Source organism: Sediminicola arcticus, assembly GCF_040566695.1.
Lineage (GTDB): Bacteria > Bacteroidota > Bacteroidia > Flavobacteriales > Flavobacteriaceae > Sediminicola > Sediminicola arcticus.
The window spans coordinates 238,492-265,024 of the sequence record NZ_JBEXAE010000004.1 but is presented as its reverse complement, the minus strand read 5'-3'; the positions used below and the strand labels follow the sequence as shown (position 1 = coordinate 265,024).

The window sequence follows — 26,533 nt, the reverse complement described above, 5'->3', positions numbered from 1 at the left end:
TTTTTGATTTGTACTATTGACATTTACACATTGTCGGTTTTCGGGGTGTAGCGTAGCCCGGTTATCGCGCCTGCTTTGGGAGCAGGAGGCCGCAGGTTCGAATCCTGCCACCCCGACAATGGTCGCGTAGCTCAGCTGGATAGAGCATCTGCCTTCTAAGCAGACGGTCCCACGTTCGAATCGTGGCGCGATCACGAGAATATCATGGCTTTCAGGGAACTGGAAGCTTTTCTTGTTTCTAGGCCTTACCTATATTAGGCAATTAGCATCTATATTCTATACTTTTAATGAAAATATAAGCTTAGTTCTATTTTGTTCTAAATTAGTAAGAATTATAAATCTTCATTTCACCTATTCTTTACAGTCTGCCTCGAATAAGTAGTGATGAGCGCACCTCTACACCTGCAAGATAAGAGCATTTAGAAGAAGTAAATTCTATCCATTGAATTTGGCTTTGAGGGAGTTATATATTCTTATCTAGGACTGATTACATTACAGATAATTGAAAATAAAATAGGGTAATCTGGCTGTGCTTTTCTAACATACAATATCCTTTTACGCGTTCAATAACAAACAAAGCTCCTCCTGTCCATTTAGGATTTCAACTTGCCAATCCAAATTTTTGGTAATACACTTTGAAGCTATAAGGTAGTACCCTTACTAAATAGGGTTTATTCTAAAAAGTATCATCTTATTCCTACTAATTTTTAGGTTAACCCAATATAAGAGTAATATAGGCCTAAGATTATTTCATTTGCTATTATAGCAATTAATTGTTGCATCAAAGTATTTTCATAAAAAATATTAATGAACTACATAATTAATATAAATAAAAATTAATGATGAAAAAGCACAACCTTTGTCTTGCGAAATATAATTCAACTACTAATAACTTATAAAATGAGCAAAATGGAAGCTAAAGAATTGAAGGAAATTCAAAAAGGAAAACAAATCGTTCAATTGGTTAAAGGTGTTTTTACCCCAACTGAAGCTTACGATGTGATGATTTCATTGATCAACCAAAAAATTGATTTTCACAAATTACAAAGGCTCCAACGTTGGGAAGAAAACAATGGGTTCGACACAGATCAATTAGACGGTCGCATTAAAGAACTTTTAGAAGAAAAAGAAAATGTGATAGAGATCATTTCAAATATGAAAGAGCTCGGAAAAAATTTAAAGATTAATGGCATACTAGAAATCACCTCCGCTGACTGATTAGTATTATGAGCGTTCCTCTTTAGAATTTTAACATGTGGAAAAATACAACATAAGGAATCTTAAACATAAATGCTGCTCAAGTATAAACTAAAATCTAATACTAAAATAATAGTATATGCAATTATCAAAATCTACATTATTGCCAATTGTGGGTATGGTTGTATTAGTAATATTCGTCATATTTTGCTACGTACATGAGTCTATTTTCTTAGATCGAATATTAGTGTGTAGCTTCATTTTGAGTATTGTTTTTATAGGCAAAATAGGTGATGATGTTCATCACTCCATCAGAAATACTTCAAAGCAAACAGATAAGCACTTGCCTAGATGAAAGAGAACATTGCATTTATAAAAGGCCAATACAGTCCGGCGGAAGCTGCAGATGTACTACTGTCCCTGTTAAACGACAAAATAAAGTTCCATTCAGTAAGAGCTTTGAATCTTCGTCATGAGCAAGTCAATTCCGATCGGACTTCTGAGGGCAAGATCAGGAAATTAAAGGAAGACAAGAAAATTGTAGAGCAATTAGTATTACATGCACATAAAAATGGTCTGGAATTGGAAATCAATGGTACTATAGAAATTAAGCTTGTGGACAAACATCATACTGTTGGTGCCTAATTTAGTGATCAAAGCAGACCGGCCTTTAAAATGATACCGATCATATTCTTTTTAAATATTTAATCACGTCTTTAAAAACTAAAAATGATTCTTGAAAATTCTTTACAAGAAAACGCTGCTCAAAATAGCAGCAAAAAGGGAAACAAATCACTTTCCTTAAACCATTCAAAATTAATCTCTTCTTTTCTTTGGGTATTGTTTGCAGGAAACCTGTTGTACCTAATATATGGTTTTCCAACTATTCCAGAATGGTACTACGGGAATATCTTGAAGATCAATGGGTTTACGATTTTGATCTGGACTACGGTGACCTTCTTTAGTGCGCTTGTTAGTACTTATGCAGGAAATTATCTTAACGGTTTTAGACATCAATCCAAGTTTATGGCTTTGTGCCTTGGTTTTACTTTATCCGTTATGTGTTTTTTGATGTCAAATCATGTGGCACTGTTACTGCTCAATTGGTTCTTGATGGGTTTTTTCATGTCCCGATTAATAGGTATTGAATCCAATTGGGGAGAAGCGCGTGAGGCTTCAAAATTTACACAGCGCTATTTTCTAACAGGTACTCTTTTTTTGAGTGCGGGAGTGCTTTTGTTAGCTTTTTATAGTGGAACATTTACGGTTAGCGGTCTTATATCGTCCTTAGATAATATACCATCATATATTGTTTTTATTTCAGCATTATGCATTATTGTTGCTGCTATTGTCCAATCAGCAATTTATCCCTTCCATCGCTGGTTACTATCAGCAATGACATCACCAACTCCCGCTTCGGCCTTAATGCATGCAGGTTTTGTAAATGGTGCAGGAATTCTGTTAGCATTGTTTTCAACGGTTTTGTTCGCTTCAAATACCTTGAATATTCTTCTAATCATAGGCGGACTTACGGCTATATTAGCGCAATTTACTAAGCTTCTTCAAGTCAACGTAAAGCAAAAATTGGCCTGTTCTACTATAGCTCAAATGGGCTTTATGATTATGCAATGTGGTTTAGGCTTTTTTAATGCTGCGGTAGTGCACCTTATCCTCCACGGATTTTATAAAGCGTACTTGTTCTTGGCATCTGGGGAGGCGATAGCTCATTCTAAACCAGAAAGACCACCTCGGATCAGGATTAGTCTACTTCAAGCCATTGGTGTACTCTTTTTTGGTGTTTTAGGTGCCATTCTTTTTGCTTTGCTTACGGGAAAAGGAATAGGATTGGATAGTGGTATTTTTCTAACACTTATTGTTGCTATTACTGCGGGACAGGCGACCTATAATATTGTAAAGGAACAAAGTTTGTCAATTGTCCATAAGATCTTTTTGCCACCTGTCATCTTCATAGGTGGTGTTGGTATCTATGCCTTATTGTATAATGGGGTGACGCTATTGATGGCCGATATGCCTATGGTTGCCGTTTCTATGCCCCTCTCCATCATACAGATTGTTTTCGGGATCATTTTCTTGATAGGCTTTTTTATTATGAAACTTGGAATTTACCGGGATATTCCTTGGCTCTATGTAAAACTATTAAACCTGTCTCAACCTTATAAAAAGTCCATATTAATGTATAAATCAAATTCCTAATGAACCAGCAACACATTCTTAAAAGTATTGATGAAGCATCTAAGGTTATTGGAAAAACTTGGCCGCTGTATTCCTTTGTGACCTCCAATCCATTGTCTGGATATGAAAAGTTACCTTTCGTAGAGGCCGTAGATATTGCCAAAGGACATTTAAACGCAGAGATGTTCCTTGAGGCATCGTTATATCGTAAGGCCTGGACCCTAGGAGAGATCGGAGAAGAAGAATTGGTAGCCCTGCTTAACGAAAACGGACTATCCAAATCGCCGGAATTTTATTTACAGCTAATGGAATCCCAAAAAAGGACTGAAGCGAAAAACAGTAATCACGATTTGGATAGGATTATGGCAAAGTGGCTCGCTGCCTTTATGGATGAAGGTCTTGCAGAATGGGAGATGCCAAATAAAAAAGATGGTTTTTATAAAGCATGGCGAACGTTAGCAAAATATGATGGTGAGATTTTAGTAAAGAATAATCTTGAAATTCCAAAAACCAGCTCCGAGGCCTTGGCACAGGTTCTAAAAAATTTTTCAAAAGAAGATTACGTCAACATCTTTACCTATCACCTGGCAGCCCTACCCGGTTGGACAGGATATATCAATTATAGAAGTGAATCCAATTCGCTTTGGCAACAAGCATATCCTATAAGTTTAGAGGATTATTTAGCGGTACGATTATGGATTGCCCAACAAATAAATACTCCAATTTTACTCCAATCTGATCATGGAGAAAGAGACAATACCATAGCAAAACTGCAATATATCTGGTTAAAGGCCCTGGAAAGAAGTTGGCAAAATCAGTTAGTAAAAACCTTGGAAAAGGAATCTATAGCTGCAACACCAAGTGAAAAGGCAGATTGCACACCAGATGCTCAAATGGTTTTTTGTATTGATACCCGATCGGAGCTTATAAGAAGACACGTGGAGTCAAAGGGTAATTACGAAACCTTTGGATATGCTGGTTTTTTTGGTATTGCGATGGATTATGAGAATTTAAATGATGGGCTTATACGTAAATCCTGTCCGCCTATAGTGCCCTCTGCCTACACTGTTACAGAAACGGCTCAAGCAGCTAAGGTTAAAGAGAAGTTGGGTTATGAAAGAAAAAATGAAATTATCAAATTTGCCGAATATTTTTTAAAGCGAATGAAGAATATGCTTCCTTCGGCATTTGGTTATGTAGAAGGATCAGGATTCTATTATGGATTATCACTACTGGCAAGGACGGTTACACCAGGGTATTTTTATCGACTTAAAAAGAACAATACGTCTTCTTACGAGACTATTTGTGAGCCACAAATTAATCGTAATGAACCACAAGAAGGCGATAGTTTTGGAATTCCCTTGGCGGAAAAAGTGGCTATCGTGAAATCTGCCTTCGACCTTACCGGTTGGAAAGACTTTGCGCCCGTGGTACTTTTTGTAGGTCATGGAAGTCATTCTGCCAATAATCCCTTCGGTTCCAGCCTCGATTGTGGCGCTTGTGCGGCAAGCCCGGGCAGGCATAATGCCAGAATGCTTGCTAACTTGGCTAACCTGCCCAATGTAAGAGCGGTTTTAGCTTCAGATCACGGAATCAATATTTCTGAAAGTACCATTTTCTTAGGAGCAGAGCACAATACGACAACGGATGAAATCGTAATTTTCGATTCTGAGGTTCCCAATTCACATAAAGAGCAATTACGTCAGGTGAAATCTGATTTGCTAAACGCTCAACGAACCGCTACACAAGATAGACTCGGAACCAATAGGGATAGCGTTGCATTAGCACAGCGCAAAGCGAATAATTGGGGAGAAACTAGACCCGAATGGGGCCTGGCAAAAAACGCTGGATTCATTGTAGCACCCAGAGCCCTTACCAAAAATGAAAATCTTGATAGCCGATGCTTCCTTCATTCCTACGATTGGGAAATGGACGCAACAGGCAAAGCATTAGAAGGTATCATGCAGGGGCCTATGGTGGTAACCCAATGGATCAATAATCATTATTATTTTTCTACTGTGGATAATAACAAATTTGGTGGGGGTTCAAAAATCACACACAATATAACTGGTAAATTCGGAGTCGTTCAAGGGAATGGCGGAGATCTTAAAATGGGACTCCCCTTACAATCATTACGACAATCCGATGATGAAATATACCATCAACCTTTACGTCTCTCCGTACTTATACAAGCACCAATAACTAGGGTAACGGATATTCTCTCCAGAAATGAAAACCTGAAAACTTTATTGGACAATGAATGGATCTATTTAATGGTCATGGATCCTTTACAAGATGATGATATTAAACGGTATGAAAAAAACTTTAAATGGGTTTCAACGAAGAAGAAGAGCATAGTCAAAGAAAAGTATGCAATAAATGCTGAGGTTTCAGTGGCAGATTAAATTTCAATGTAAGGTTATTCCTTGGCCAAATGTTGAACATGGTGCGGTATTTATTTGTCTAATTAATCATGATCTTCAACTAGTTCTAATCGGATGATATAAGTTTGAATTGTGGCGCAACCAAGAGCTATTGAAAGCTTTCAGGAAACTGGAAGCTTTTTTTTTGTGACTTAGGTGTGTAAAATAGGCTCTCTCTTTCCGAACCTTTCCGCTATAAAAGCGATAATCAAAAGCTGTGAAATATGGTATATCATCACTGGTAAAATATAGATACTAGCATTGATGCTATGTCCAAACATGATTTTTGCCATGACAGAACCATGGACTAATGATTTTTTAGATCCGCAAAACAAGGCGGTGATACGATCTTCTGTGGAAAAGCCTAAATTTTTGGAAATGATATTCACGACAAACATTACCACAAGGAAAAGTACCAAAATAGCTAAGTATAGAAATAGTAAAACGTCTAGTTGCATTCCAGAAAATAGATTAGCATTAAAGGAGAGGCAGAAGCTTGAATAAACAATGAGTACAATGACGGTTTTGTCAAAATAAGCAATCAAATTACTTTTCTTGACTGCAAAATGTCCTATTTTAGGGTGCAGCATAATTCCCAAGGACAAAGGAAAAACAATTTGTAAAAGCAATTTTGTGATTACTGTTAAAACGGAAACACCTTGTGCATCATCTACGACTAATCCAAGCCAAAGCGGTGTCAAAACAACGCCTAATAGACCGGATAAACTAGCATTGAAAATTGCGGCTGGGATATTTCCCTTTGCAATGGAGACCATTACCACGGAGGAGGATACTGTTGAGGGTAATACGGCCAAAAAGAACATGCCTACCCATAAAAGATGCATATTTTCCCCAACCATTAGGTTTTTGAACGGCAAGACTAATAACGGGAAAAGAATGAATGTGCTAAGGTGTATCAGCAGGTGTAATTTATAGTTACGTACGCCGCTTCTAAAAGTACCCATAGATAATTTCAATCCATAAAAGAAAAAAATAAGACCTATACCCACATCGGTAATTTTATTTAACTGGAGAATATCAGACCCCTTGGGAAATAGATAAGCAATTGGTATGGCAATTAATAAGGCTATTATAAAGCCGTTCAATTTAATTTTATTCTGTAGCACAAAACTATTTTTAAGTAGTTGACAAATAGGATAAACCAATTGGTCAAATGTAACGTATTTATACCAATTCTATTATAATTGTAATTAGCGCTAGTGTAAGACATAGTCTCAAAAAGGGATGCTACTTACAGGTAAATTATTTTGCAATTAATATATTGAAATAGAATATAGTAGGATAAAAAAGCAGCTGTTTTCAGGACCAAAGAATAGTTTACTGTCCGATGATTTTTAATTACAACCGAAGCTTCTATTTTATACTTTTGTCCAAACTTTAGAGAACTAATTATTAATGAGTTTACGCCCTATTTTATTAATTACTTTACTATTGGTAATGTCTTTGTTACAAGGCTGTAGTGCCCAGTCTCAGCTTTTAGAGGACGAGCAGCAAACGATTACCATAGAAAATCTCAAATACTATTTATATTATCCGCCTGGATACGAGGCAGAAAACACTGAAAAATTCCCTCTACTTCTATTTTTGCATGGGGGTGGTGATTCAGGGGACAGTATTGGTCGCGTTAAATCTAGTGGCCCACCAAAGCTTATCGCCGATGGAAAAGATTTCCCGTTTTTAATTCTAGCACCCCAAAACCCACATAAGAAGGAATGGTGGAACACAAAAGCAGTAGTTCAATTATTGGATACTATTGTTGCCAATAATAATGTGGATACCAAAAGAATATACCTTACGGGTCTAAGTCGAGGAGGCGGTGCCGCATGGCAGTTAGCGGTCCAATATCCTGAGAAATTTGCGGCTATGGCCGTGGTATGCGGAATGACACCATTACCCTATGCCGCTTGGATTGATAAGAAGATGCCTATCTGGGTCTTTCACGGGGAAGAGGATAAGTCCATTCCCTTTTCAGAATCTGTTAAAATGGTTGAAAGGCTAAACGAAATGGGTTATGATGTAAAATTTACAAGATACAAAGGGGTGGGTCATAACTCTTGGACAAGGGCCTACAATACTCCGGAATTATACGATTGGTTCATAGAGCAAAAAAGAAAGTAAATACTTAATCTAATAAATTTTATCTTCTACTTTCTAAAAATTGAATTTCCTTCAACATCTTTTTTTTGTTGGTAATATCACTTTTTTAGTTTCTTTTTTTAAGCGTATAAGCTTTTGAATTCGTTTTGGTTGATTGGTTGTTTTAATAAAAGAAGTAACTTAATGCTTTTATTAAAACAAACAATCAATCAATCAACTAAACTTTACACATGCAAATAATTGAATCATCTACCCTTTATGATGTAATAATCGTAGGTTCTGGTGCTGGCGGTGGTATGGCAACCAAAGTCTTGTCGGAAGCGGGACTTAAAGTGGCCGTGGTGGAAGCCGGACCTTATTTTGATCCTGCTGATCCCGAACAACAGACCCAATTAAAGTGGCCCTACGAATCTCCTAGAAGAGGAGCCAATACTGTTAGAGCTTTTGGAGAATTTGACAGTGCCTATGGGGGATGGGAGATAGAAGGTGAGCCCTACACCCACAAGAATGGCACAAAATTCGATTGGTTCCGTTCCCAAATGTTGGGAGGAAGAACTAATCACTGGGGTAGAATTTCTTTGCGGTTTGGAGAGCGAGATTTCAAGCATAAAAGCTATGATGGTTTAGGTGATGATTGGCCCATAGGGTATGAGGACGTAAAGCCCTATTATGATAAAGTTGATAAGTTGATTGGCGTTTTTGGAAGTAAGGAGAACATCCCCAACGAACCTGATGGGTTTTTTCTGCCACCTCCAAAACCCAGATTGCACGAGTTGTTTTATATCAATGGGGCTAAAAAATCGAATATTCCTGTGATTCCTTCCAGGATGTCCATGCTTACTAAAAAAATTAATAAAGATAGAGGGGTATGCTTCTATTGTGGACAATGTTCTAGAGGTTGTTCGGTCTATGCCGATTTTTCGGCAGGGACCTGTTTAATATTCCCAGCACAAAAAAATGGCGGACAAATAGATTTGTTTGTTAACTGCATGGTGAGAGAAGTAACTACCAATGAAGAGGGCAAAGCAACTGGAGTCTCCTATATTAATAAAGAAGATCGAAAGGAATACAAGTTAAAGGGAAAAATTGTAGTACTGGCGGCTTCTGCCTGTAGTAGTGCACGTATTCTTTTGAATTCTAAGAGCAAACAACACCCTAATGGCTTAGGGAATAGTGGAGATACCGTTGGTAAATATCTGCACGATTCCACAGGCGCTAGTAGATCCGCATTTGTTCCAGGGCTCATGAATCGTAAAAAATACAATGAAGATGGGGTAGGAGGAATGCATGTATATACGCCCTGGTGGTTGGACAATAAAAAACTCGACTTTCCCCGTGGCTACCATATAGAAGTGTGGGGAGGTATGGGAATGCCAAGCTATGGGTTTGGTTTTAACCCAAACGATTTTAACAGGTTTTTTAATCAAAGTGTAGGGGGTTATGGAAATAGCCTTCGTGCCGATGTTCAAAAATATTACGGCTCTGTAGTAGGCTTCGGAGGTAGGGGGGAATCCGTGCCCATGAAGGATAATTACTGTGAAATAGACCCCACCACCGTTGATGAGTTTGGTATTCCTGTGCTTAGATTCCATTATAATTGGACCGATTATGAGCGCAAGCAAACCAAGCATATGAATGAGACCTTTGAGGAGTTGTTCCATAATATGGGAGCAGAGCCTTTGCAACCCAGACCATCAAAGGAAGAGGATTACGGCTTGTTGACTCCCGGAAGGATTATTCACGAAGTAGGAACGACACGGATGGGAAATGACCCAAAATCTTCAGTGGTAAATAAATTTCAACAATTGCATGATGCAGATAATGTTTTCATCGTGGATGGGGGACCCTTTGTCTCCCAGGCAGACAAGAACCCTACTTGGACCATATTGGCATTATCATGGCGAACATCGGACTTTATTATAGAACAATTGAAAAAGCAAAATATCTAAAGTTATGGATAGGAGAAAAAGTATAAAATCAATTTTTCTTGGATCGGTGGCCGGTGGCTTGGTGCTTACTGGGTGCCAACCGGGAACTGATGGAGAGACAGAGGCAGCAATAGCTCAGTCTGCAGAAAAGTATTTTGGTCGGACTCCAGAAGAAAAAGAACTTATTGATGAATTGAATTCTGAGCAATTTTTTAATGAGCATGAAATGGACACTATAAAAGTACTCTGTGCGGTAATATTGCCTGCCAATGAGAAATTTGGAAGTGCTACAGATGCGGGGGCACCAGATTTCATTGAATTTATGAGCAAGGATTATCCGCCTTTCCAGGTGCCACTTAGAGGAGGGTTAATGTGGTTGGACCATAAATGCAATACAGAATTTAATACAGAATTTATAGTTTCCACCTCAGAACAACAAAAACAGATTTTGGATAGTATAGCCTATCCGGATACTACTATTTCAGATGCTGAACAGCCCTTAGAAATACAATTTTTTTCCTTGATGCGTAATTTAAGCCTCACAGGGTATTATACCTCCAAAATGGGTATAGAAGATTTGGGCTATAAAGGCAATATGCCCAATGTTTGGGATGGCGTGCCAGCAGATGTTCTTAAACAACACGGGGTTGCCTATGACAATGCTTGGTTGGCCAAATGCGTTGATCAAAGTAAAAGGGGGGATATAGCAGAATGGGATGAGAATGGAAACCTGTTAACCTAGGGATCTAAAATACCGTTTTATGATGAAAAAAGGAGTCTCTTTTTGTTCTTGGATTGCATTTTTGGTTTTTGGACTGCTCAATGCTTCCCAGCTGGAAGCCCAAGAGATAGGGTTGCAGTTGTATAGTCTTAGGGAGCAATTTAAGACCGATGTGTCAGGAACATTGAAAATGATTAGCGATTGGGGAATAAGATCTATAGAAGGAGGTGATTCGTATGGAATGCCCGTTGATGATTTCATAGACTTATTAAATAAAAACAATCTTAAGGTTGTTAGTGTAGGGGCGACTTTTGAAGAACTGAGAGATAACCCAAAAGTTGTTCTTGAGCGCGCGAAAGTCTTTGGTGCAACCTATGTGATGTGCTCATGGATCCCTCATTCTAGAAATGCATTTGGAATAAATGAAGTTCAAAATGCAATTTCCGTTTTTAATATTGCAGGAAAGATGCTTAAGGGAAACGGATTTCAATTAGTATATCACCCTCATGGTTATGAATTTCGCCCTTATAAGACTGAAACTTTGTTTGATTATATGGCTAAAAAGGCACTTCATTTTAATTTTGAAATGGATGTCTATTGGGTGCAACACGCTAGTGAAGACCCTTTGAAGTTACTTAAAAAGTATTCCTCAAAATTTGTACTGATGCACCTAAAGGATATGGCAATAGGGACACCAAAAGATGATACTGGTCATGCCAATGTGGAAACTAATGTTGTTTTAGGAACCGGGGAAGTAAATATTGCAGCACTTCTTGCAGAAGCGAAGAAGATAGGCGTAGCCTATTTATTTATTGAGGACGAATCATCTAGAGTAGTAGAACAGGTACCCCAAAGTTTAGAGTATCTGAAAGGTCTTTAAGGATGGGTCACAAATAAAAAAGGGCTTCAATTGAAGCCCTTTTTTAGATATTACTTTTGTTGAACCATTAAATTAGTTCTCTTTAATGGCAAGGCCAACCATGGAATCTGCTGTTCCATAATAAAGGAACCACTTGTTTTTAAAATAGACCAACCCTTCTATAAAGGTAGTTCCTGCGGCATACTGACCAGAAGTTTCATGCGGTAGGTCAGGACAAATAAAAGGAGTTTCTAATCGATCAAGCATTTTGGTTGGGTCATCCTTGTCAAATAAGACCTGCCCGCCACAGTAAGTACTAGGTGCTACCTTTGTACTAGCGCCTTCTCCTTGTAGGTTTTTGCCATTATATAATAATAGGATACCATTTTCCGTATATAATGCCGGTGGTCCTGGTTCTGTAAGATGGCTGTCAAACTCCCCTAAGGTTGGTTCAAAGACTTTTATGAGTTCTCCTTGTTTATCTACCATAGGTTCCCAATCTACTAGGTTGTCCGATTGTGCAAGGTTAACAAAGAGTTCTCCCCAATACATCAAATATTTTCCATTTACCTTCTTAGCAATAATTCTACCATTTTTCAATTCTGTAACGATTGATCCAGATTTGCTCCAAACGTTTAGAAATTTACCGTCATAAGCATCTTCAAAGGCAGGGCCATGTTTGGTCCAAGTTTTTAAATCTTTTGAGGTCGCACTAGAGAGTCTGGCAGTATCCTTGTTCCAGCTGGTATATAGGATTACATAAGTTCCATCTTCCTTTTCCACGATTCTTGGATCTTCACACCCTCCAGGAAATTCATATTTTAAATTGTCATCTTTGGAAGGATAAAGAACAGGTTCGGGATATTTGGTAAACTCTATTCCGTCGGTACTATAAGCTAAACCAATTCTGGAAGTTCTGCCGCCTAAGATTGCGTCGGGATTATCTTCAGCCCTAAAAAGGACAAAAACGGTATCGTTTCGTACAATCGCCGCGGGATTAAAGACATCTGCCTTTTGCCACTGCACCAGTTTTTCCTCCATGGGACAATTGAAAACAAAACTAGAATCAGCTTGCATAATGGGGTTTTGTGCTGGTTTTTCAAAACCCAACATCCATTTTTCTTGGGCATTGGTTTTGCACTGAATTAACAAGGAACATACCAACAGGATAAAAGATGTTGCTTTTATTGATTTCATAAGACTATATCTAAGGTTGAATTTTTTATTGATCCAAATGATTGGTGTATTTTGCCAACGGTTTATTTTATTTAAAAAAATTATGGGCAATTTACCTTATTTGAGAGTAATCTATGCGTTTACACTCATAATTTTAATGGGATGTAAAGAGGTAGCGCCTAAAAAGGGAGAAATTATTAAGTCAAAGCAGGAAGTTCTGGTTAAGGAAACTGAAGTGGTATCTAAACCTGCTGAAAGAGTTCCGCCTTTAAGGGTGCTGGCAGATACCACCTTTGTGCGTTTAGCTGATTACAGCAATGATTTTATGTATGATTTGAGATATGCGACAACCAATAATTTTTTAAAGTCTAAGGTCTACGATTGTCCGGAGTGTTATACGCGGGTAAAAACAGCAAAAGCCTTGCTTATTGCCAATGAGGAATTAATAAAAAAGGGCTTTAAAATTAAATTTTTCGACTGTTACAGACCAAATTCGGTGCAATATAAGATGTGGGCGATAGTGCCCAATCCCCAATATGTTGCCAATCCTGTAAAAGGTTCCATTCACAATAAAGGGGGTGCTGTGGATATTACTTTAGCTACTTTAGATGGGCGGGAATTGGATATGGGAACTGATTTTGACTTTTTTGGCAAAAGGGCTTATCACGATAATTATGACTTGCCAAAGGTTATTTTGGACAATAGAAAGCTATTGAAAGAAACTATGGAGTCTCATGGATTTTGGTCCATACGAACAGAATGGTGGCATTACAATCTTTCAGCAGCGACCAATGACAAAGTCGCCAATTTTAAATGGGAGTGTACAGACTAAATCACTTGTTTTTAGAGCATTGGAGTACACACAAGTTGCCGTCATGGTTAGTGGTAAAGAACAAAAAGATATCCCCTCCGTCTTTTATTTTGTGTTTCTTCCGAATATTCGCAACGCTCTCTGGAAAGTTCCGCGTGGATATATTCGCCTTTTTTATGCCAAGGTGTTGAAGCGCTTTTTTGTTGTAAGGGATCGTTTTTTCGATTATAAAGGACCTGCCTGGGAAAACAACTAAGTTTTCAGAGGTATACAAATGTGAATGCGCATGTAGTTTTTTTAGTCTGTAAGAATTCCCGATTGTTTTGAAGGCCCCCGATTTTAAAATGGCTGCATTAGGTTCATAAAGATACGTTTGTGGTGGACCAAATTGGGATATATTTCGTTTTTCGTTGCCCCATTCAAACTCAAATTTCTCATCATTATTTAAATTTATATTGATAGTTTTGATACCTCTCTCCCCACGATAATCTTTTTCCAAAATCCAGAGTAATTCCTTGACCTCATTCTTAACTGCTACTACATGAATTTCTTTTAGATGTTGTAGCTCGTTTAAACCAATTGTAAAGTCTAAAAGGGGAGAAGTTTTAATTAAAACATTTGGAGCTTTATCAAGAAGTAGGGATAAATTTTTTGGCACGTCGGGAAGGCAATCCGAAAGCATAAAAACTTTTCCCTTTGCATCATTTCTTCGCGATGGATCTACATAAACCCAATCAAATTTTTGACTGGTAGTTGCTAAAAATTCAATTCCATTTTCTGGGATGCATTGAATGTTTTTAACCCCTAATACTTCATAATTATATGAGGCTATTTCGGACAGCTTTATATTGATTTCACAATGGATAATTTGTCCAATTATTTTGCTAAAAAAATACCCATCTACACCATATCCGCCAGTGAGATCTATTAATGATTTTCCGTTGACTAAATCAGCTTTATATTGAGCCGTAATTTCTGACGATGTTTGTTCAATGTTGAGCTTGTCCGGATAGTAAATACCAGTGGTACGAAACCAAGTAGGAAGCTTTGTGTAACATTTTTTTTTGGCTTCGATCTGCTGTACCAATTCTTTAATAGCTACTCCTCCAAAAGCAGTCTTTTTAAGCAATACTGACACGATGTCAGTATTCATATTTTCATTTATAAATTTCTGTGTACCAGTGTCTAATATATTTTTATTCAAAGTAAAGCTATAAATTTTTTGTAAGTGATATTACAATCTTGTTATCGGCAAAAAACTCTTTTAAAATTACCTTAATAGCCGTATAACCAGGTACTGCAATGATCATTCCTACCACCCCAAACAGGAGTCCGGCAATAATAATGACTAAGAAAATTTCAAGGGGATGAGACTTCACACTATTGGAAAAAATGAAGGGCTGAGAGAAGAAATTATCTACCAATTGACCTATGCCAAATCCCAATAAAACCCATCCTGTTTTTGGTAAAACCAGAGCACTAAAATCTGCTCCTAAATTACTGGTCATGGTAAGTATCACCATGATGGTCGCACCAATAATAGGACCCAAGTATGGGATGATATTAAATAGGGCGCAAAGGAAGGCAATGACCACAGCATTTTGGATTCCAACGATAAGTAAAACAATGGTATAAATAACGAAGAGTATAAATATTTGTAATAGGAGTCCAACGAAATATCTGGACAGTAAATTCTTGATTTTTTCTATGGAATTGATCATTCCACTTTCTTTATTATTTGGTATAAATACAAGAATACCCCTTTGGAATAATTTGCTGTCCTTTAGAAAAAAGAAGGATATAAATAGAACAGAAAACAACCCTATACTCACCGTGCTGAGAACATCGACAAAGGAGTTCAGGAAATTTGGAATGAACCCCATATTCATGCCTTCCAAAATATTTTTTTCAATATTTGCTTCCTCTATCATTTCATTGACCACATTAGGGGAGGCTCCAAAATATTGTGTTACTTCCAAATAAAGAGAATTGAGACTTTTCTGTAAGTTATCAATATCTAAAAGTGAAAGATTTTTGCTCTGTTCTGAGATCAAAGGGACGAAGAGTGCAACCACTCCTGCAAAAATAGAAATCATGAATAACATGGTTAGTATTACAGCTATGGTATTGGGCAGTTTCAATCTTCTTCTTAATAATAAAACGATAGGTCTTCCTATCAATGCTACAACTGCTGCGATGGCTAGATAGGCGATAACAGATTGGATGGTGTAAAGGAAATAAAGCAAAACTAGGATGCCTGTGATTATAACCACAGCCCTTATAATACCAAAGGCAATTGTTTTTGATGTCATAGTTTAACTTTTAAAGACGTAAGAAATAATATTAGCACCCATTTGAAGTGCTTTCAGCCTTACTTCTGCGGGATCATTATGAACAGCCTCATCTTCCCACCCATCACTTAGGTCGCTTTCGTATGTAAATAACAAGACCAAACGTCCATTGTGGACTATTCCAAGGGCTTGTGGTCGTTTCCCATCATGTTCATGGATTTTTGGTAAACCAGCAGGAAAATTAAACTGTGTTTGGAAAATAGGATGCTCCTTTCCCAATTCTTCCAATTCTTTTTCAGGGAATACTTTTATAAGCTCTTTTATTAAATAAGGCTCCATGCCGTAATTATCATCAATGTGTAAAAATCCACCAGAGAGTAAATACGTCCTTAGATTTTCAGCTTCTTCTTGAGAAAAGAATACGTTACCATGTCCGGTCATATGTAAAAAGGGATATTGAAAGATAGTAACATCCCCAACTTCTGCGGTTTCAACCTTAGAACTGAGCTTTGTTCCAATCTTTTCATTGCAAAATTTAATCAGATTTGGTAGGGCCGTAGGATTTGCGTACCAATCCCCGCCACCATTGTATTTTAAAACTGCAATTTCCTGAGCCTCAATATTAAAACTCACAAAAAAAGTTAAAAATATAGTCAAAAAACCAATTTTTTTCATAGAGTTATGTACCTTTAGGTACTTCAAATTTACTAATAAAAGAAGGTCTAAAAAATCAATGTGCCTTAATAGTTTTAAAGTTAGGTGCTATTCAGAAATTTGATAAGTCAAAAAAGCATTAGGTAGCTTTATTCTTTAAATAGGAGACATGTTACTTCTATGTAGTGTGAAGCCTACTTTATGGCCAACAGGGGCTTATTATAAAGGTATTATCTGGTGTTTGTTTTGCCGGATAATTTAGTAAGTGTTTATTGTGGTTCCGCATTTCCAATTATTTATAATTTGAAGTGCGGAATTTTTTATTGATTAATTAAGGCTACTGTAGTGCAGGCGACTATAGCCGCGGTTTCCGTACGCAATCTTGTTTCTCCTAGGGCAACTGGCAAGAACCCTTTTTTTAGTGCCAATTCTATTTCGTTGGTAGAAAAATCCCCTTCCGGACCTATAAGTACCGTAATTTGTTTATTTGGTCTAGTGCGCACATTGAGTTCCGTTTTCTCGTTTTCTTCGCAATGAGCTATAAATAGGTCTCCTCCAAGGGATGTTGTCATGAATTCTTTGAAGGATACTGCTTCATTTAAGGCCGGTAGATACGTTTGAAGTGATTGTTTCATGGCAGATTGTATCACTTTTTCCATCCGATCCTTTTTGATGATCTTTCTTTCAGAATGGTCACATATGATGGGGGTTATTTCATGAACACCTATTTCCGTTGCTTTTTCTAAAAACCACTCAAACCGATCGTTTAATTTTGTGGGCGCAACCACCATATGAAGTCTGTAGGCTTTAGGCTGGGTATGTTCCTTATCAATAATCTTGGCCTTACATTTATTTTGGTCAGGAAATAGAATTTCTGCTTGGAACATATCGCCTCGGCCGTTAGTAATCTGAAGCGTATCCCCTGTTTTTTTTCGTAATACTTTAACAATATGCTTGCTTTCGTCTGTTGGGAAAGTAAACTGTTCTGTTTCTAAATTTATTTCTGGATTGTAAAAGAGCTGCATAATTTGATGCTTTTTATCTTGATTAATAATAGCAAGACCTCATGTTTTTTTGGTAAAATAATCCTAAAACAGTGATAAGGTATCCCTTCTTTTTGATGTCAATACCTCATAGTATGACAGCTATGAGCATCTATATTACATAACGTGCCTTAGCGGTAATACTTTGGTCACTAAACTTACCTTCTAAATATTTTAAGTACCCAACAATACCAATCATTGCGGCATTGTCCGTGCAATATTCAAATTTAGGAACATAGGTTGCCCAACCATATTTGGATTCCGCATCTTTAAGTGCTTTTCGAATACCTGAATTTGCTGATACACCCCCTCCAATAGCAATTTGATTAATTCCTGTTTGTTTAGCTGCCTTTTTAAGTTTGTTCATCAGAATTTCTACTATAGTAAATTGTATTGAAGCACAGATGTCATTCATATTCTCTTCAACAAAATTTGGATTTTCCTTCACTTGTTTTTGTATAAAGTAAAGGATACTAGTTTTAAGTCCACTGAAACTAAAATTGAGATCCTTTACTTTTGGTTTTGGGAAAGGAAAGGCCTTAGGATTGCCCAACTGGGCATATTTGTCCACGAGAGGTCCTCCAGGATAGGGGAGGCCTAAAATTTTTGCGCTTTTGTCAAAGGCTTCTCCAACCGCATCATCTAAAGTTTCACCCAAGATTTCAAGATCAAAATACCCTTTTACCAATACTATTTGAGTGTGTCCACCACTAATGGTAAGAGCTAAAAATGGGAACTGTGGTTTTGGACTATTTTCTTCATCAATGAAGTGCGCCAATATATGGGCTTGCATGTGGTTTACCTCTATTAATGGGATGTCTAAACCCAATGCTAGAGATTTCGCAAAGGAGGTGCCTACCAATAAAGATCCCATTAGCCCAGGACCGCGTGTAAAAGCTATGGCTGATAATTGTTTTTTATCGATATTTGCTTTGGCCAACGCTTGATGGACCACCGGAACTATATTTTGTTGGTGGGCTCTTGAGGCAAGTTCGGGAACAACACCCCCGAATTCCTCATGTATTTTCTGCGTTGCTACAACATTGCTCAGTTTCTTGTTGTTGTGTAAAACAGCAGCTGAAGTATCATCACAAGAAGATTCTATGGCAAGAATATATATATTTTGATGTTCCACGTAGTTTTGGAATAAAATTTGAAAGCAACAAAGGTAAAACAATAAAATCCTATCAAAAAATTAAGAAAAATACTCCTTAGGATACTATTGGTATTCCTGCTGATATCTGTTCTAGGTACTGCTATATTGTCTTTGCCCATGGTTCAGACAAGATTAGCAAAATTTGCCACAGATAGTATCAATTCAGAATTTGGGACAAATATTCAAATAGACCGGCTAAAGTTTTCACTCATATCTTGGGATACTTCTTTAAAGGGTGTTTTTGTGAAGGATTATCAAAAGGACACCTTATTTTATATAGATCGGCTTTCCACCTCCATACTCAATATAAGAAATCTGGTGAATGGAAAATTGGAGTTTGGAGATATAGAAGTAGAAAAGCTCAACTTTAAACTAAAAACCTACAAAGGGGAGACTAGTAGTAACTTAGAAGTTTTTATAGATAAGTTGGATGATAAAAAACCTAGGGATCCAGGAACGCCCCCATTTTATTTTTCATCTTCTGATGTGAAAATATCCAATAGTAGTTTTAAGTTGACTGATGAAAATAAGAAGACCAATGAGGTCCTTGATTTTAGGGATCTAAACATAAACGCAAATGATTTTCTGATCGTAGGCCCAGAAGTGACTTCAGAGATTCAGAATATGTCATTTTCAAGTAAAAGTGGACTTCAAGTTGAAAATTTGGAGACATCCTTCAAATATTCCAAGCAACAGATGAGGTTTGATTTACTCCATATTAAAACATCTAAATCTAACATCAAAGGTAACCTGGTGTTCAACTACAATAGGGAAGACTTCTCAGACTTTCTAAATAAAGTAAATATCACTGCAGTATTCGATGAATCGACCGTATCATTTGATGAGGTAAATTTATTGTACGGTGAGTTTGGCAAAGGGAAAGAGGCCTTTTTCTCCGCTAACGTGAATGGCGTATTGAACGATTTAAATACCACCGATCTTTTTTTGCAATCTGATAATACCGGTGTACGGGGCGATTTTAATTTTAAAAATCTTTTTTCCTCCGCTGATCCCTTCGTGATTAATGCCCAAATGAGGAATGTAACCTCAAGTTATTACGAATTAAGGTCTTTAATGCCTAAAATCCTAGGCGATAACATACCTTCTCTATTTGAAAAATTGGGTCAATTTACGATTAGGGGAACAGCAGGAATCACCCAAAAGGTCATTGAGGCAAAGGTGAATATCAATACCCTAATTGGCAGCAGTTATGCAGATCTAACCCTAACAGATATTGATGATATAGACAATGCCTCTTATAAGGGATTTGTTTCTCTGATCGATTTTAATTTAGGAGAAATAGTCAATAACGAAAAGTTGGGTCTGACCAATTTAGATGTCAATGTGGAAGGTAAGGGTTTTGTTCAAGAAACATTGAATACAAAAGTAACTGGGGAGGTCTATACTTTGGAATTTAACGATTACAACTATAAAAGCATCAACGTCTCTGGGATTTTTAAGGACCAATTGTTCGATGGGTCTTTGGTGTCTGCAGATGAGAACTTCCAATTTGAGTTTAAGGGGCTCGCTGATTTAAAGGAAAGGCGCAATAATTTTAATTTTGTGGCCACCGTGGCTTATGCCGACTTTAAAAAGTTAAATTTTATAAAGGATAGTGTCTCTATTTTTAAGGGAAACATAGCTATGGACGTTTCTGGAAATAGTTTAGACAACTTTATTGGTGATATCAATTTTTCAAAGACCAGTTATGAAAATAAGAATGAAATCTATTATTTCAATGATTTTAAGATTTCTTCAACTTTTGAACAAGATACGGTTAGGGTTATAGATATAAACTCTCCGGACATCATTACAGGATATCTCAGAGGGAATTTTAAGGTAAATGAATTGAGTAAACTAGTGCAAAATGCCATTGGAAGCGTCTACACTAATTATAAACCATTTGAGATTTCTGATGGTCAACGCATAGCATTTAATTTTAAAATTTATAATAAGATTGTTGAGGTCTTTTTTCCGGAAGTGGAATTTGGCTCTAATACCTTTATTAAGGGAAGCGTTATTGCAGATGAAGGAGACTTTAAACTTTCCTTTAAATCTCCAAGTATTACCGCTTTTGGGAATGTGCTTGATGATATTGATGTGAAGGTAGATAACAAAAACCCACTCTTCAATACCTTTGTTTCTATTGCCGATGTGTCCACAAAGTATTACGATGTAAAAGACTTTAATTTAATTAACACCACTATCAACGATACGTTGTTCTTTAGAACTGAATTTAAGGGAGGCAGTGAATACAATGACAGTTATAACCTTAATTTTTACCACACCTTCAATAACCTCAAGAAGTCGGTCATTGGGCTAAAAAAATCCGACCTTAGTTTTAAGGGCAATACTTGGGTGCTAAACAATGATGGCAATAACAAGAATAAGGTTATTATAAATAGGACATTGGATAGTATTACGATTGAGGAAATTGTGATGAACAATGAAGAAAATGAACAAATCAGACTAAAGGGACAATTGGCAGATTCTACCTATAAGGATTTAGAACTCCAGTTTAAGATTGTTTCATTAGACAAGATAACCCCCAACATAGATAGCCTAAACTTAAAAGGAGAGGTAAATGGTGTTTTAAACATAAGACAAAAGGATGGGATTTACCTGCCCTCTTCCAATTTGGATATCCGTAATTTTGCTGTAAATGACATCCAACAAGGGGATCTTTCTATTGGTATTGTGGGAAATCAGGATTTGACAGATTTTGTGGTCAATGCTCAATTAGCTGATCGGGGCGTTGATAAAATGAGTGTGTTTGGTAAAATATCCAATAAAACAGAAACTCCCCAGGCAGATCTTTTGGTGAATTTTAATAATTTCAACTTGGAACCTTTTAGTCCCTTGGGGGAAGGCGTCATTGATCACATAAGAGGGGATATTTCTGGGAATGCCAGAATAACAGGAGATTTAAATAATCTGGATATTAATGGGCAACTTTCATTGAACAATGCAGGCATAGCCATCCCGTATCTAAATGTAGATTATGCTTTTGCCCCTAATTCGCAAGTGCGCTTGTACGACCAAACCTTTTATTTTGAAAATATTGGTTTAACGGATATATCACAAAATACCCGAGCCACCATTGATGGTAGGATTACCCATCAAGCTTTTAAAGAATGGAATTTGGATTTAAAAGTAGATACCAAAAATGATCGGTTCATGATCTTGGATAAGCCGTATGATGAAGATGAGTTGTATTACGGTACTGGATTTTTGAATGGTACAGGGGAAATATACGGATCTACTAAGGCATTGACCATAAAGGTAAATGGTAGCACCGCAAGGGGTACTTCACTAAAAATCCCATTGAGTGATGTGGCTAGTGTGGGCGATTTCTCATTCATTACTTTTATTGAAAAGAACAGTAAAAAATCAATTGAGGCGCAACGAACTCTTAAAACAACTGAAGGGTTGGAACTAGAGTTTGACCTGTTGGTAACTCCGGAGGCTGAGGTGGAAATTGTGGTTGACCAAAAAACGGGGAGTTCTCTTAAGGGAACAGGAGAAGGTATCTTATTAATCGAAATAAATACCTTAGGAAAGTTCAATATGTATGGAGATTTTGTGGTTGTGACAGGAGAATTTTACTATAAATTTGGAGGAGTAATCGATAAAAGATTTAAAGTGAGACCAGGGGGTAGTGTTGTATGGGAGCGTGAACCTTTGGATGCGACCTTAAATATGGAAGCGGTATATTCATTAAATGCAAACCCTGCGCCCCTTTTAGACGATCCTGGCTTTACTAGAAGAATCCCTACAGATGTTGTAGTAAGACTGAATGGCCAATTGAAAAGTCCAGAAATCAAGTTCGATATTGAATTTCCAGGGACTAATTCCGTAGTAAAATCGGAGTTGCAATACCGTCTTCAAGATCCAACGGTAATGGAGCGGAATGCTTTTTTCTTGATGGCACAGGGCACATTTGTGAATGAAGTAACCGGGATAAACCAACAAGCAGTAACAGGAAACTTGATACAAACTGCCTCGGGATTGTTGAACCAAGTTTTTGATGGAAACAGTGATAAGTTTGATTTTGGACTCTCCTATGAACAGGGGCAGCTTGCTAAAAGTGCAGATATACAGACAGAAAACAGGATAGGGGTCACCGTTTCTACCCAGATCAGTGATAAAGTACTCATCAATGGTAGGTTGGGTGTTCCTGTAGGAGGGGTTAGCGAAACTGTAGTGGCAGGAGATGTAGAGGTGCAGGTATTGTTAAATGAAGAGGGAACCCTCAGTTTAAAAATATTCAATAGAGAGAATGAAATTCAACAGTTTTTGTCTAATAATCAAGGATATACGCAAGGAGTAGGCTTGTCTTACGAAGTTGATTTTAATACCTTTGAACAATTGCTAGGCAGATTGTTTGGAAAAGATAAAAGGAAAGCCAAAAAAAAGGCACTGCAACCAAATTCCGCAGCCATAATAGAAAAGGATAGTATTATCCGATTTACAGATAAAAACGGGAATTACTAATTCCTTAAAATTATAAGTTTTCCGTATCTTATTTACCTAAATCTACAAAAATTGTTAACGAAAACGTTTGAGGTTTAGTCAGTTCATAAATTAAGACCTCACAGCATTAGTTTATTGGAATAAGTTTCCTAGTTTTACTTTTTTAAAGATTTTAATGACTTCAAAAATAAAGAAAATAGGGGTATTCACCTCTGGTGGTGACTCTCCGGGAATGAACGCTGCCATTCGATCGGTTGTCCGTACTTGTGCATATTTGAAAGTAGAATGTATGGGTATTTACAGGGGATATGAAGGGATGATAGAGGGTGATTTTAAACCAATGGACGCCCGTAGTGTAAACAATATTATAAATAAGGGAGGAACCATACTTAAGTCGGCGCGCTCTTTGGCATTTATGACCAAAGAAGGACGTCAGCAAGCATATGACAAATTAACGGAAGCAGGAATTGATGCATTAGTGGTTATTGGTGGCGATGGTAGTTTTACGGGAGCTTTGATTTTTAACCAAGAATTTAATTTCCCCGTAATAGGTATACCTGGTACCATAGACAACGATATTTTCGGCACTACATTTACGTTAGGTTTTGATACTGCCTTAAACACAGTAGTAGATGTAATTGATAAGATTAGAGATACTGCCAGTTCTCACAACAGATTATTTTTTGTGGAGGTAATGGGCAGGGATGTTGGCCATATTGCTTTAAATGCCGGTGTAGGTGCAGGCGCGGAAGAAATATTGATTCCCGAGGAGAATCTGGGATTAGAGCGGTTGTTAGAATCTCTTAAGAGAAGTAAAGCATCTGGTAAGTCATCCAGTATAGTAGTGGTTGCTGAAGGAGATAAAACAGGTAAAAATGTTTTTGAACTTAAGGAATATGTAGAGACTCACCTGCCAATCTACGATGTTAGGGTTTCCGTGTTAGGCCATATGCAAAGAGGGGGGGCCCCTTCATGTTTCGATAGGGTTTTGGCTAGTAGAATGGGTGTTAGGGCAGTGGAGGCTCTTTTAGAGGGAAAAACTAATCTTATGGTTGGTATTCAAGATAATAAAATCACAATGACCCCTATAAGTAAGGCCATTAAAGGGCATACTAAAATAGATTTGGAACTCATGAGAGTCTCCGAAATAATGACAACGTAAAAATTAAAATTAAAGAAATGTCAAATTTGAGAATAGGAATTAACGGATTCGGAAGAATAGGAAGATTGGTCTTCAGGGCTACGGTAAAAAGAGATAATGTAGATATAGTAGCTATCAATGATTTGTTGGATGTAGATCATCTTGCATATTTGTTGGAGTACGATTCTGTTCACGGTAAATTCGATGGAACAATTGAAGTAAAAGGAGGAAACCTTATAGTAAACGGTAAAACTATTCGTATTACTGCAGAGAGAGACCCTAAAAACTTAAAATGGGATGAAGTTGGGACTGATGTCGTTGCTGAATGTACTGGTATCTTTACCACGTTAGAAACTGCACAATACCATATTGATGGTGGTGCCAAAAAAGTAGTTATTTCAGCTCCTTCTGCAGACGCTCCTATGTTTGTAATGGGTGTTAACCATACATCTGCAAAAGCATCGGATAAGATCGTATCTAATGCATCTTGTACAACTAATTGTTTGGCACCATTAGCCAAAGTATTACATGATAATTTTGGAATTGAAGAAGGTTTAATGACCACGGTACACGCTACAACAGCTACACAAATGACTGTTGATGGTCCTTCTAGGAAAGATTGGAGAGGTGGCAGAAGTGCTCTACTGAACATTATCCCTTCCTCTACTGGTGCTGCTAAGGCCGTAGGAAAGGTAATACCTGAATTAAATGGTAAATTAACTGGGATGGCATTTAGAGTGCCAACAGCAGATGTGTCTGTAGTTGATTTAACGGTAAAATTGGTAAAAGAAACGTCTTACGAAGAGATTAAAAAAGTCATGAAAGCCGCTTCTGAAGGACCATTAAAAGGAATTTTGGGTTATACAGAGGAAGCAGTGGTTTCTCAAGATTTTATAGGAGATACTCGTACAAGTATTTTTGACGCGGGGGCTGGAATTGAATTGAGCTCAAAATTTGTTAAAGTAGTATCTTGGTATGATAACGAAACAGGATATTCACACAAATTGGTAGACTTGGCAGAGTACGTTTCTAGCCTTTAAGAATAATGTATAATCCAAAGAATTCCTGAAGGTGGACGTTTAGTTCATTTTCAGGTTTCTTTTTAAATATGGGCCTATGATATTAATTGTTGATAGCGGCGCTACAAAATCGGATTGGATTGCCCTTAATGAGAAGGGGGAGCAATTGTTCAACACTCAAACTTTAGGATTGAGTCCAGAGGTATTGACCAGGCAGGTGATAGAAGATCGTTTGGCCAATAATTTCGAAATCTCAAAGAATAAGGATAATGTAACTAGCCTATATTTTTATGGTGCTGGATGTGGTACGGACCGCATGAAATTATTTTTGAGGGGTATTTTTAAAGACTTCTTTCCCAATGCTAAAATTGAAGTAAAAGAAGATACTTTTGCAGCAATTTACGCTACTACCAAAATTGGGCATCAAGGAATCGTTTGTATTTTAGGTACAGGTTCTAATTGTAGCTATTACGACGGTCACCAATTGATACAGAAAGTAACTTCTTTGGGATACATTCTAATGGATGATGGTAGCGGCAATTTCTTTGGAAGAAAGCTTTTAAGAGATTATTATTTCCATAAAATGCCACAGGCACTGGGGATTAAGTTTGCCAAGGAATATGATCTGGATGCAGACGTGATCAAGGAAAACTTATATAAACAGCCCAACCCAAATACGTATTTGGCCAAATTTGCCCGCTTTATTATTGAAAATAAGGAACATCCGTATTGTCGCGGGGTAATAGACAAGGGGTTACAGCAATTTGTGAACAACTATATTATGCAGTTTGAATTGGCCACAAAAGTTCCTGTCAATTTTGTAGGTAGTATAGCCTACTACCTAAGGGATGAATTGGCGACTGTGTTGGATCGGAATGATTTAATTTTGGGTGTAATTCGTCAAAGACCTATTGAGGGACTAATGGAATTTCATAAGGAAACTATTTAATGGCAATCATGGAGATCTCCACATTTACAAACTTAGGTAAATTGGATACCTCCACAGTTTCACGGGCTGGTGCAGTTTCTGCATTAAAATACGCACCGTAAACCTCGTTGATAGCCGCAAACTGATGCATATCTTTCACGAATATGGAAGATTTCACAACATGTTCAAAGGTCATTCCAGCTTCGGTTAGAATGGCCTTTAAATTTTCCATAGATTGTGAAGTTTCTTTTTTAATATCGCCCTCTATCAGTTTTCCAGTTTTTGGATCCATGGGGATTTGTCCAGAAATATAAAGTGTATTACCAGTTAAAATGGCTTGGTTGTAAGGTCCAATAGGAGCTGGTGCATTAGTGGTGGTGATTACTTTTTTCATCCTCGGGT

The 26,533-nt window shown here is 37.3% G+C and carries 21 protein-coding genes and 2 tRNA genes; 15 read left to right on the top strand and 8 right to left on the bottom strand.

All coding sequences use genetic code 11. From position 1 onward, the window contains the following. Positions 1 to 41: 41 nt before the first annotated feature. From ABXZ36_RS10395 to ABXZ36_RS10370, 6 genes are all read left to right on the top strand, one after another. A tRNA-Pro gene (locus tag ABXZ36_RS10395) sits at positions 42 to 116 on the top strand. A gap of 4 nt (positions 117 to 120) precedes the next feature. Further along, positions 121 to 194 (top strand) — tRNA-Arg (locus ABXZ36_RS10390). Between the two features lie 706 nt (positions 195 to 900). Beyond that, positions 901 to 1,218, top strand: coding sequence for a hypothetical protein (locus tag ABXZ36_RS10385; protein ID WP_354615454.1), 318 nt, complete (start codon positions 901 to 903; stop codon positions 1,216 to 1,218). Between the two features lie 330 nt (positions 1,219 to 1,548). Continuing rightward, entirely contained in the window at positions 1,549 to 1,842 is a 294-nt protein-coding gene (locus ABXZ36_RS10380; RefSeq protein ID WP_354615453.1) for a hypothetical protein, read from the top strand. An 84-nt stretch (positions 1,843 to 1,926) separates the two neighbouring features. Continuing rightward, positions 1,927 to 3,411, top strand: coding sequence for a proton-conducting transporter transmembrane domain-containing protein (locus ABXZ36_RS10375; protein WP_354615452.1), 1,485 nt, complete (start codon positions 1,927 to 1,929; stop codon positions 3,409 to 3,411). Continuing rightward, positions 3,411 to 5,795 carry a DUF2309 domain-containing protein gene (locus tag ABXZ36_RS10370; protein ID WP_354615451.1) on the top strand — a complete coding sequence of 795 codons (2,385 nt, stop codon included), beginning with the start codon at positions 3,411 to 3,413 and terminating at the stop codon, positions 5,793 to 5,795. Before ABXZ36_RS10375 ends, ABXZ36_RS10370 begins: the two co-directional genes overlap by 1 nt. A gap of 170 nt (positions 5,796 to 5,965) precedes the next feature. On the opposite strand, the gene ABXZ36_RS10365 is transcribed toward ABXZ36_RS10370, so the two are convergent. Continuing rightward, complete coding sequence (locus ABXZ36_RS10365; protein ID WP_354615450.1) at positions 5,966 to 6,940, bottom strand: bile acid:sodium symporter; 975 nt, start codon at positions 6,938 to 6,940, stop codon at positions 5,966 to 5,968. A 331-nt stretch (positions 6,941 to 7,271) separates the two neighbouring features. On the opposite strand from ABXZ36_RS10365, the gene ABXZ36_RS10360 reads away from it, so the two are divergent. The 4 genes from ABXZ36_RS10360 to ABXZ36_RS10345 all read left to right on the top strand — a co-directional run bounded on the left by ABXZ36_RS10360 (position 7,272) and on the right by ABXZ36_RS10345 (position 11,460). Further along, positions 7,272 to 7,952, top strand: a complete 681-nt coding sequence (locus ABXZ36_RS10360; RefSeq protein WP_354615449.1) for a carboxylesterase family protein — start codon at positions 7,272 to 7,274, stop codon at positions 7,950 to 7,952. Positions 7,953 to 8,161: 209 nt separating this feature from the next. Then, entirely contained in the window at positions 8,162 to 9,880 is a 1,719-nt protein-coding gene (locus ABXZ36_RS10355; RefSeq protein ID WP_354615448.1) for a GMC family oxidoreductase, read from the top strand. A 4-nt stretch (positions 9,881 to 9,884) separates the two neighbouring features. Then, complete coding sequence (locus ABXZ36_RS10350) at positions 9,885 to 10,601, top strand: gluconate 2-dehydrogenase subunit 3 family protein (protein ID WP_354615447.1); 717 nt, start codon at positions 9,885 to 9,887, stop codon at positions 10,599 to 10,601. Positions 10,602 to 10,620: 19 nt separating this feature from the next. Next, the gene (locus tag ABXZ36_RS10345) at positions 10,621 to 11,460 is read left to right on the top strand and encodes a sugar phosphate isomerase/epimerase family protein (protein WP_354615446.1); all 840 of its coding nucleotides are present in this window, start codon (positions 10,621 to 10,623) and stop codon (positions 11,458 to 11,460) included. Positions 11,461 to 11,532: 72 nt separating this feature from the next. Here ABXZ36_RS10345 and ABXZ36_RS10340 read toward each other — a convergent pair whose 3' ends face one another. Beyond that, positions 11,533 to 12,636, bottom strand: a complete 1,104-nt coding sequence (locus ABXZ36_RS10340; protein ID WP_354615445.1) for a glycoside hydrolase family 130 protein — start codon at positions 12,634 to 12,636, stop codon at positions 11,533 to 11,535. An 82-nt stretch (positions 12,637 to 12,718) separates the two neighbouring features. Here ABXZ36_RS10340 and ABXZ36_RS10335 point away from each other — a divergent pair, with 82 nt between their 5' ends. Beyond that, the gene (locus tag ABXZ36_RS10335; RefSeq protein WP_354615444.1) at positions 12,719 to 13,447 is read left to right on the top strand and encodes a M15 family metallopeptidase; all 729 of its coding nucleotides are present in this window, start codon (positions 12,719 to 12,721) and stop codon (positions 13,445 to 13,447) included. 1 nt (position 13,448) lies between these two features. Here the strand turns inward: ABXZ36_RS10335 and ABXZ36_RS10330 are convergent, their stop codons facing one another. From ABXZ36_RS10330 to tsaD, 5 genes are all read right to left on the bottom strand, one after another. Continuing rightward, entirely contained in the window at positions 13,449 to 14,579 is a 1,131-nt protein-coding gene (locus tag ABXZ36_RS10330; protein WP_354615443.1) for a THUMP-like domain-containing protein, read from the bottom strand. A 58-nt stretch (positions 14,580 to 14,637) separates the two neighbouring features. After that, on the bottom strand, positions 14,638 to 15,738 hold the full coding sequence (locus tag ABXZ36_RS10325) for an AI-2E family transporter (protein ID WP_354615442.1): 1,101 nt from the start codon (positions 15,736 to 15,738) through the stop codon (positions 14,638 to 14,640). Between the two features lie 3 nt (positions 15,739 to 15,741). After that, positions 15,742 to 16,392 (bottom strand): DUF4159 domain-containing protein, encoded by a 651-nt coding sequence (locus ABXZ36_RS10320; protein WP_354615441.1) that lies wholly within the window; start codon positions 16,390 to 16,392, stop codon positions 15,742 to 15,744. A gap of 299 nt (positions 16,393 to 16,691) precedes the next feature. Further along, positions 16,692 to 17,396, bottom strand: a complete 705-nt coding sequence (locus tag ABXZ36_RS10315; RefSeq protein WP_354615440.1) for a 16S rRNA (uracil(1498)-N(3))-methyltransferase — start codon at positions 17,394 to 17,396, stop codon at positions 16,692 to 16,694. Positions 17,397 to 17,526: 130 nt separating this feature from the next. Next, positions 17,527 to 18,549, bottom strand: a complete 1,023-nt coding sequence (gene tsaD / locus ABXZ36_RS10310) for a tRNA (adenosine(37)-N6)-threonylcarbamoyltransferase complex transferase subunit TsaD (protein ID WP_354615439.1) — start codon at positions 18,547 to 18,549, stop codon at positions 17,527 to 17,529. 138 nt (positions 18,550 to 18,687) lie between these two features. Here tsaD and ABXZ36_RS10305 point away from each other — a divergent pair, with 138 nt between their 5' ends. The 4 genes from ABXZ36_RS10305 (at position 18,688) to ABXZ36_RS10290 (ending at position 26,152) form a co-directional block, all read left to right on the top strand. After that, positions 18,688 to 23,064, top strand: coding sequence for a translocation/assembly module TamB domain-containing protein (locus ABXZ36_RS10305; RefSeq protein WP_354615438.1), 4,377 nt, complete (start codon positions 18,688 to 18,690; stop codon positions 23,062 to 23,064). Between the two features lie 154 nt (positions 23,065 to 23,218). Beyond that, on the top strand, positions 23,219 to 24,205 hold the full coding sequence (pfkA, locus tag ABXZ36_RS10300) for a 6-phosphofructokinase (RefSeq protein ID WP_354615437.1): 987 nt from the start codon (positions 23,219 to 23,221) through the stop codon (positions 24,203 to 24,205). 17 nt (positions 24,206 to 24,222) lie between these two features. Then, the gene (gene gap, locus ABXZ36_RS10295) at positions 24,223 to 25,224 is read left to right on the top strand and encodes a type I glyceraldehyde-3-phosphate dehydrogenase (protein WP_354615436.1); all 1,002 of its coding nucleotides are present in this window, start codon (positions 24,223 to 24,225) and stop codon (positions 25,222 to 25,224) included. Positions 25,225 to 25,300: 76 nt separating this feature from the next. Then, positions 25,301 to 26,152, top strand: a complete 852-nt coding sequence (locus ABXZ36_RS10290; protein WP_354615435.1) for an N-acetylglucosamine kinase — start codon at positions 25,301 to 25,303, stop codon at positions 26,150 to 26,152. Here ABXZ36_RS10290 and ABXZ36_RS10285 read toward each other — a convergent pair. Further along, positions 26,145 to 26,525, bottom strand: coding sequence for a RidA family protein (locus ABXZ36_RS10285; RefSeq protein ID WP_354615434.1), 381 nt, complete (start codon positions 26,523 to 26,525; stop codon positions 26,145 to 26,147). The genes ABXZ36_RS10290 and ABXZ36_RS10285 overlap by 8 nt on opposite strands. Positions 26,526 to 26,533 lie beyond the last annotated feature (8 nt).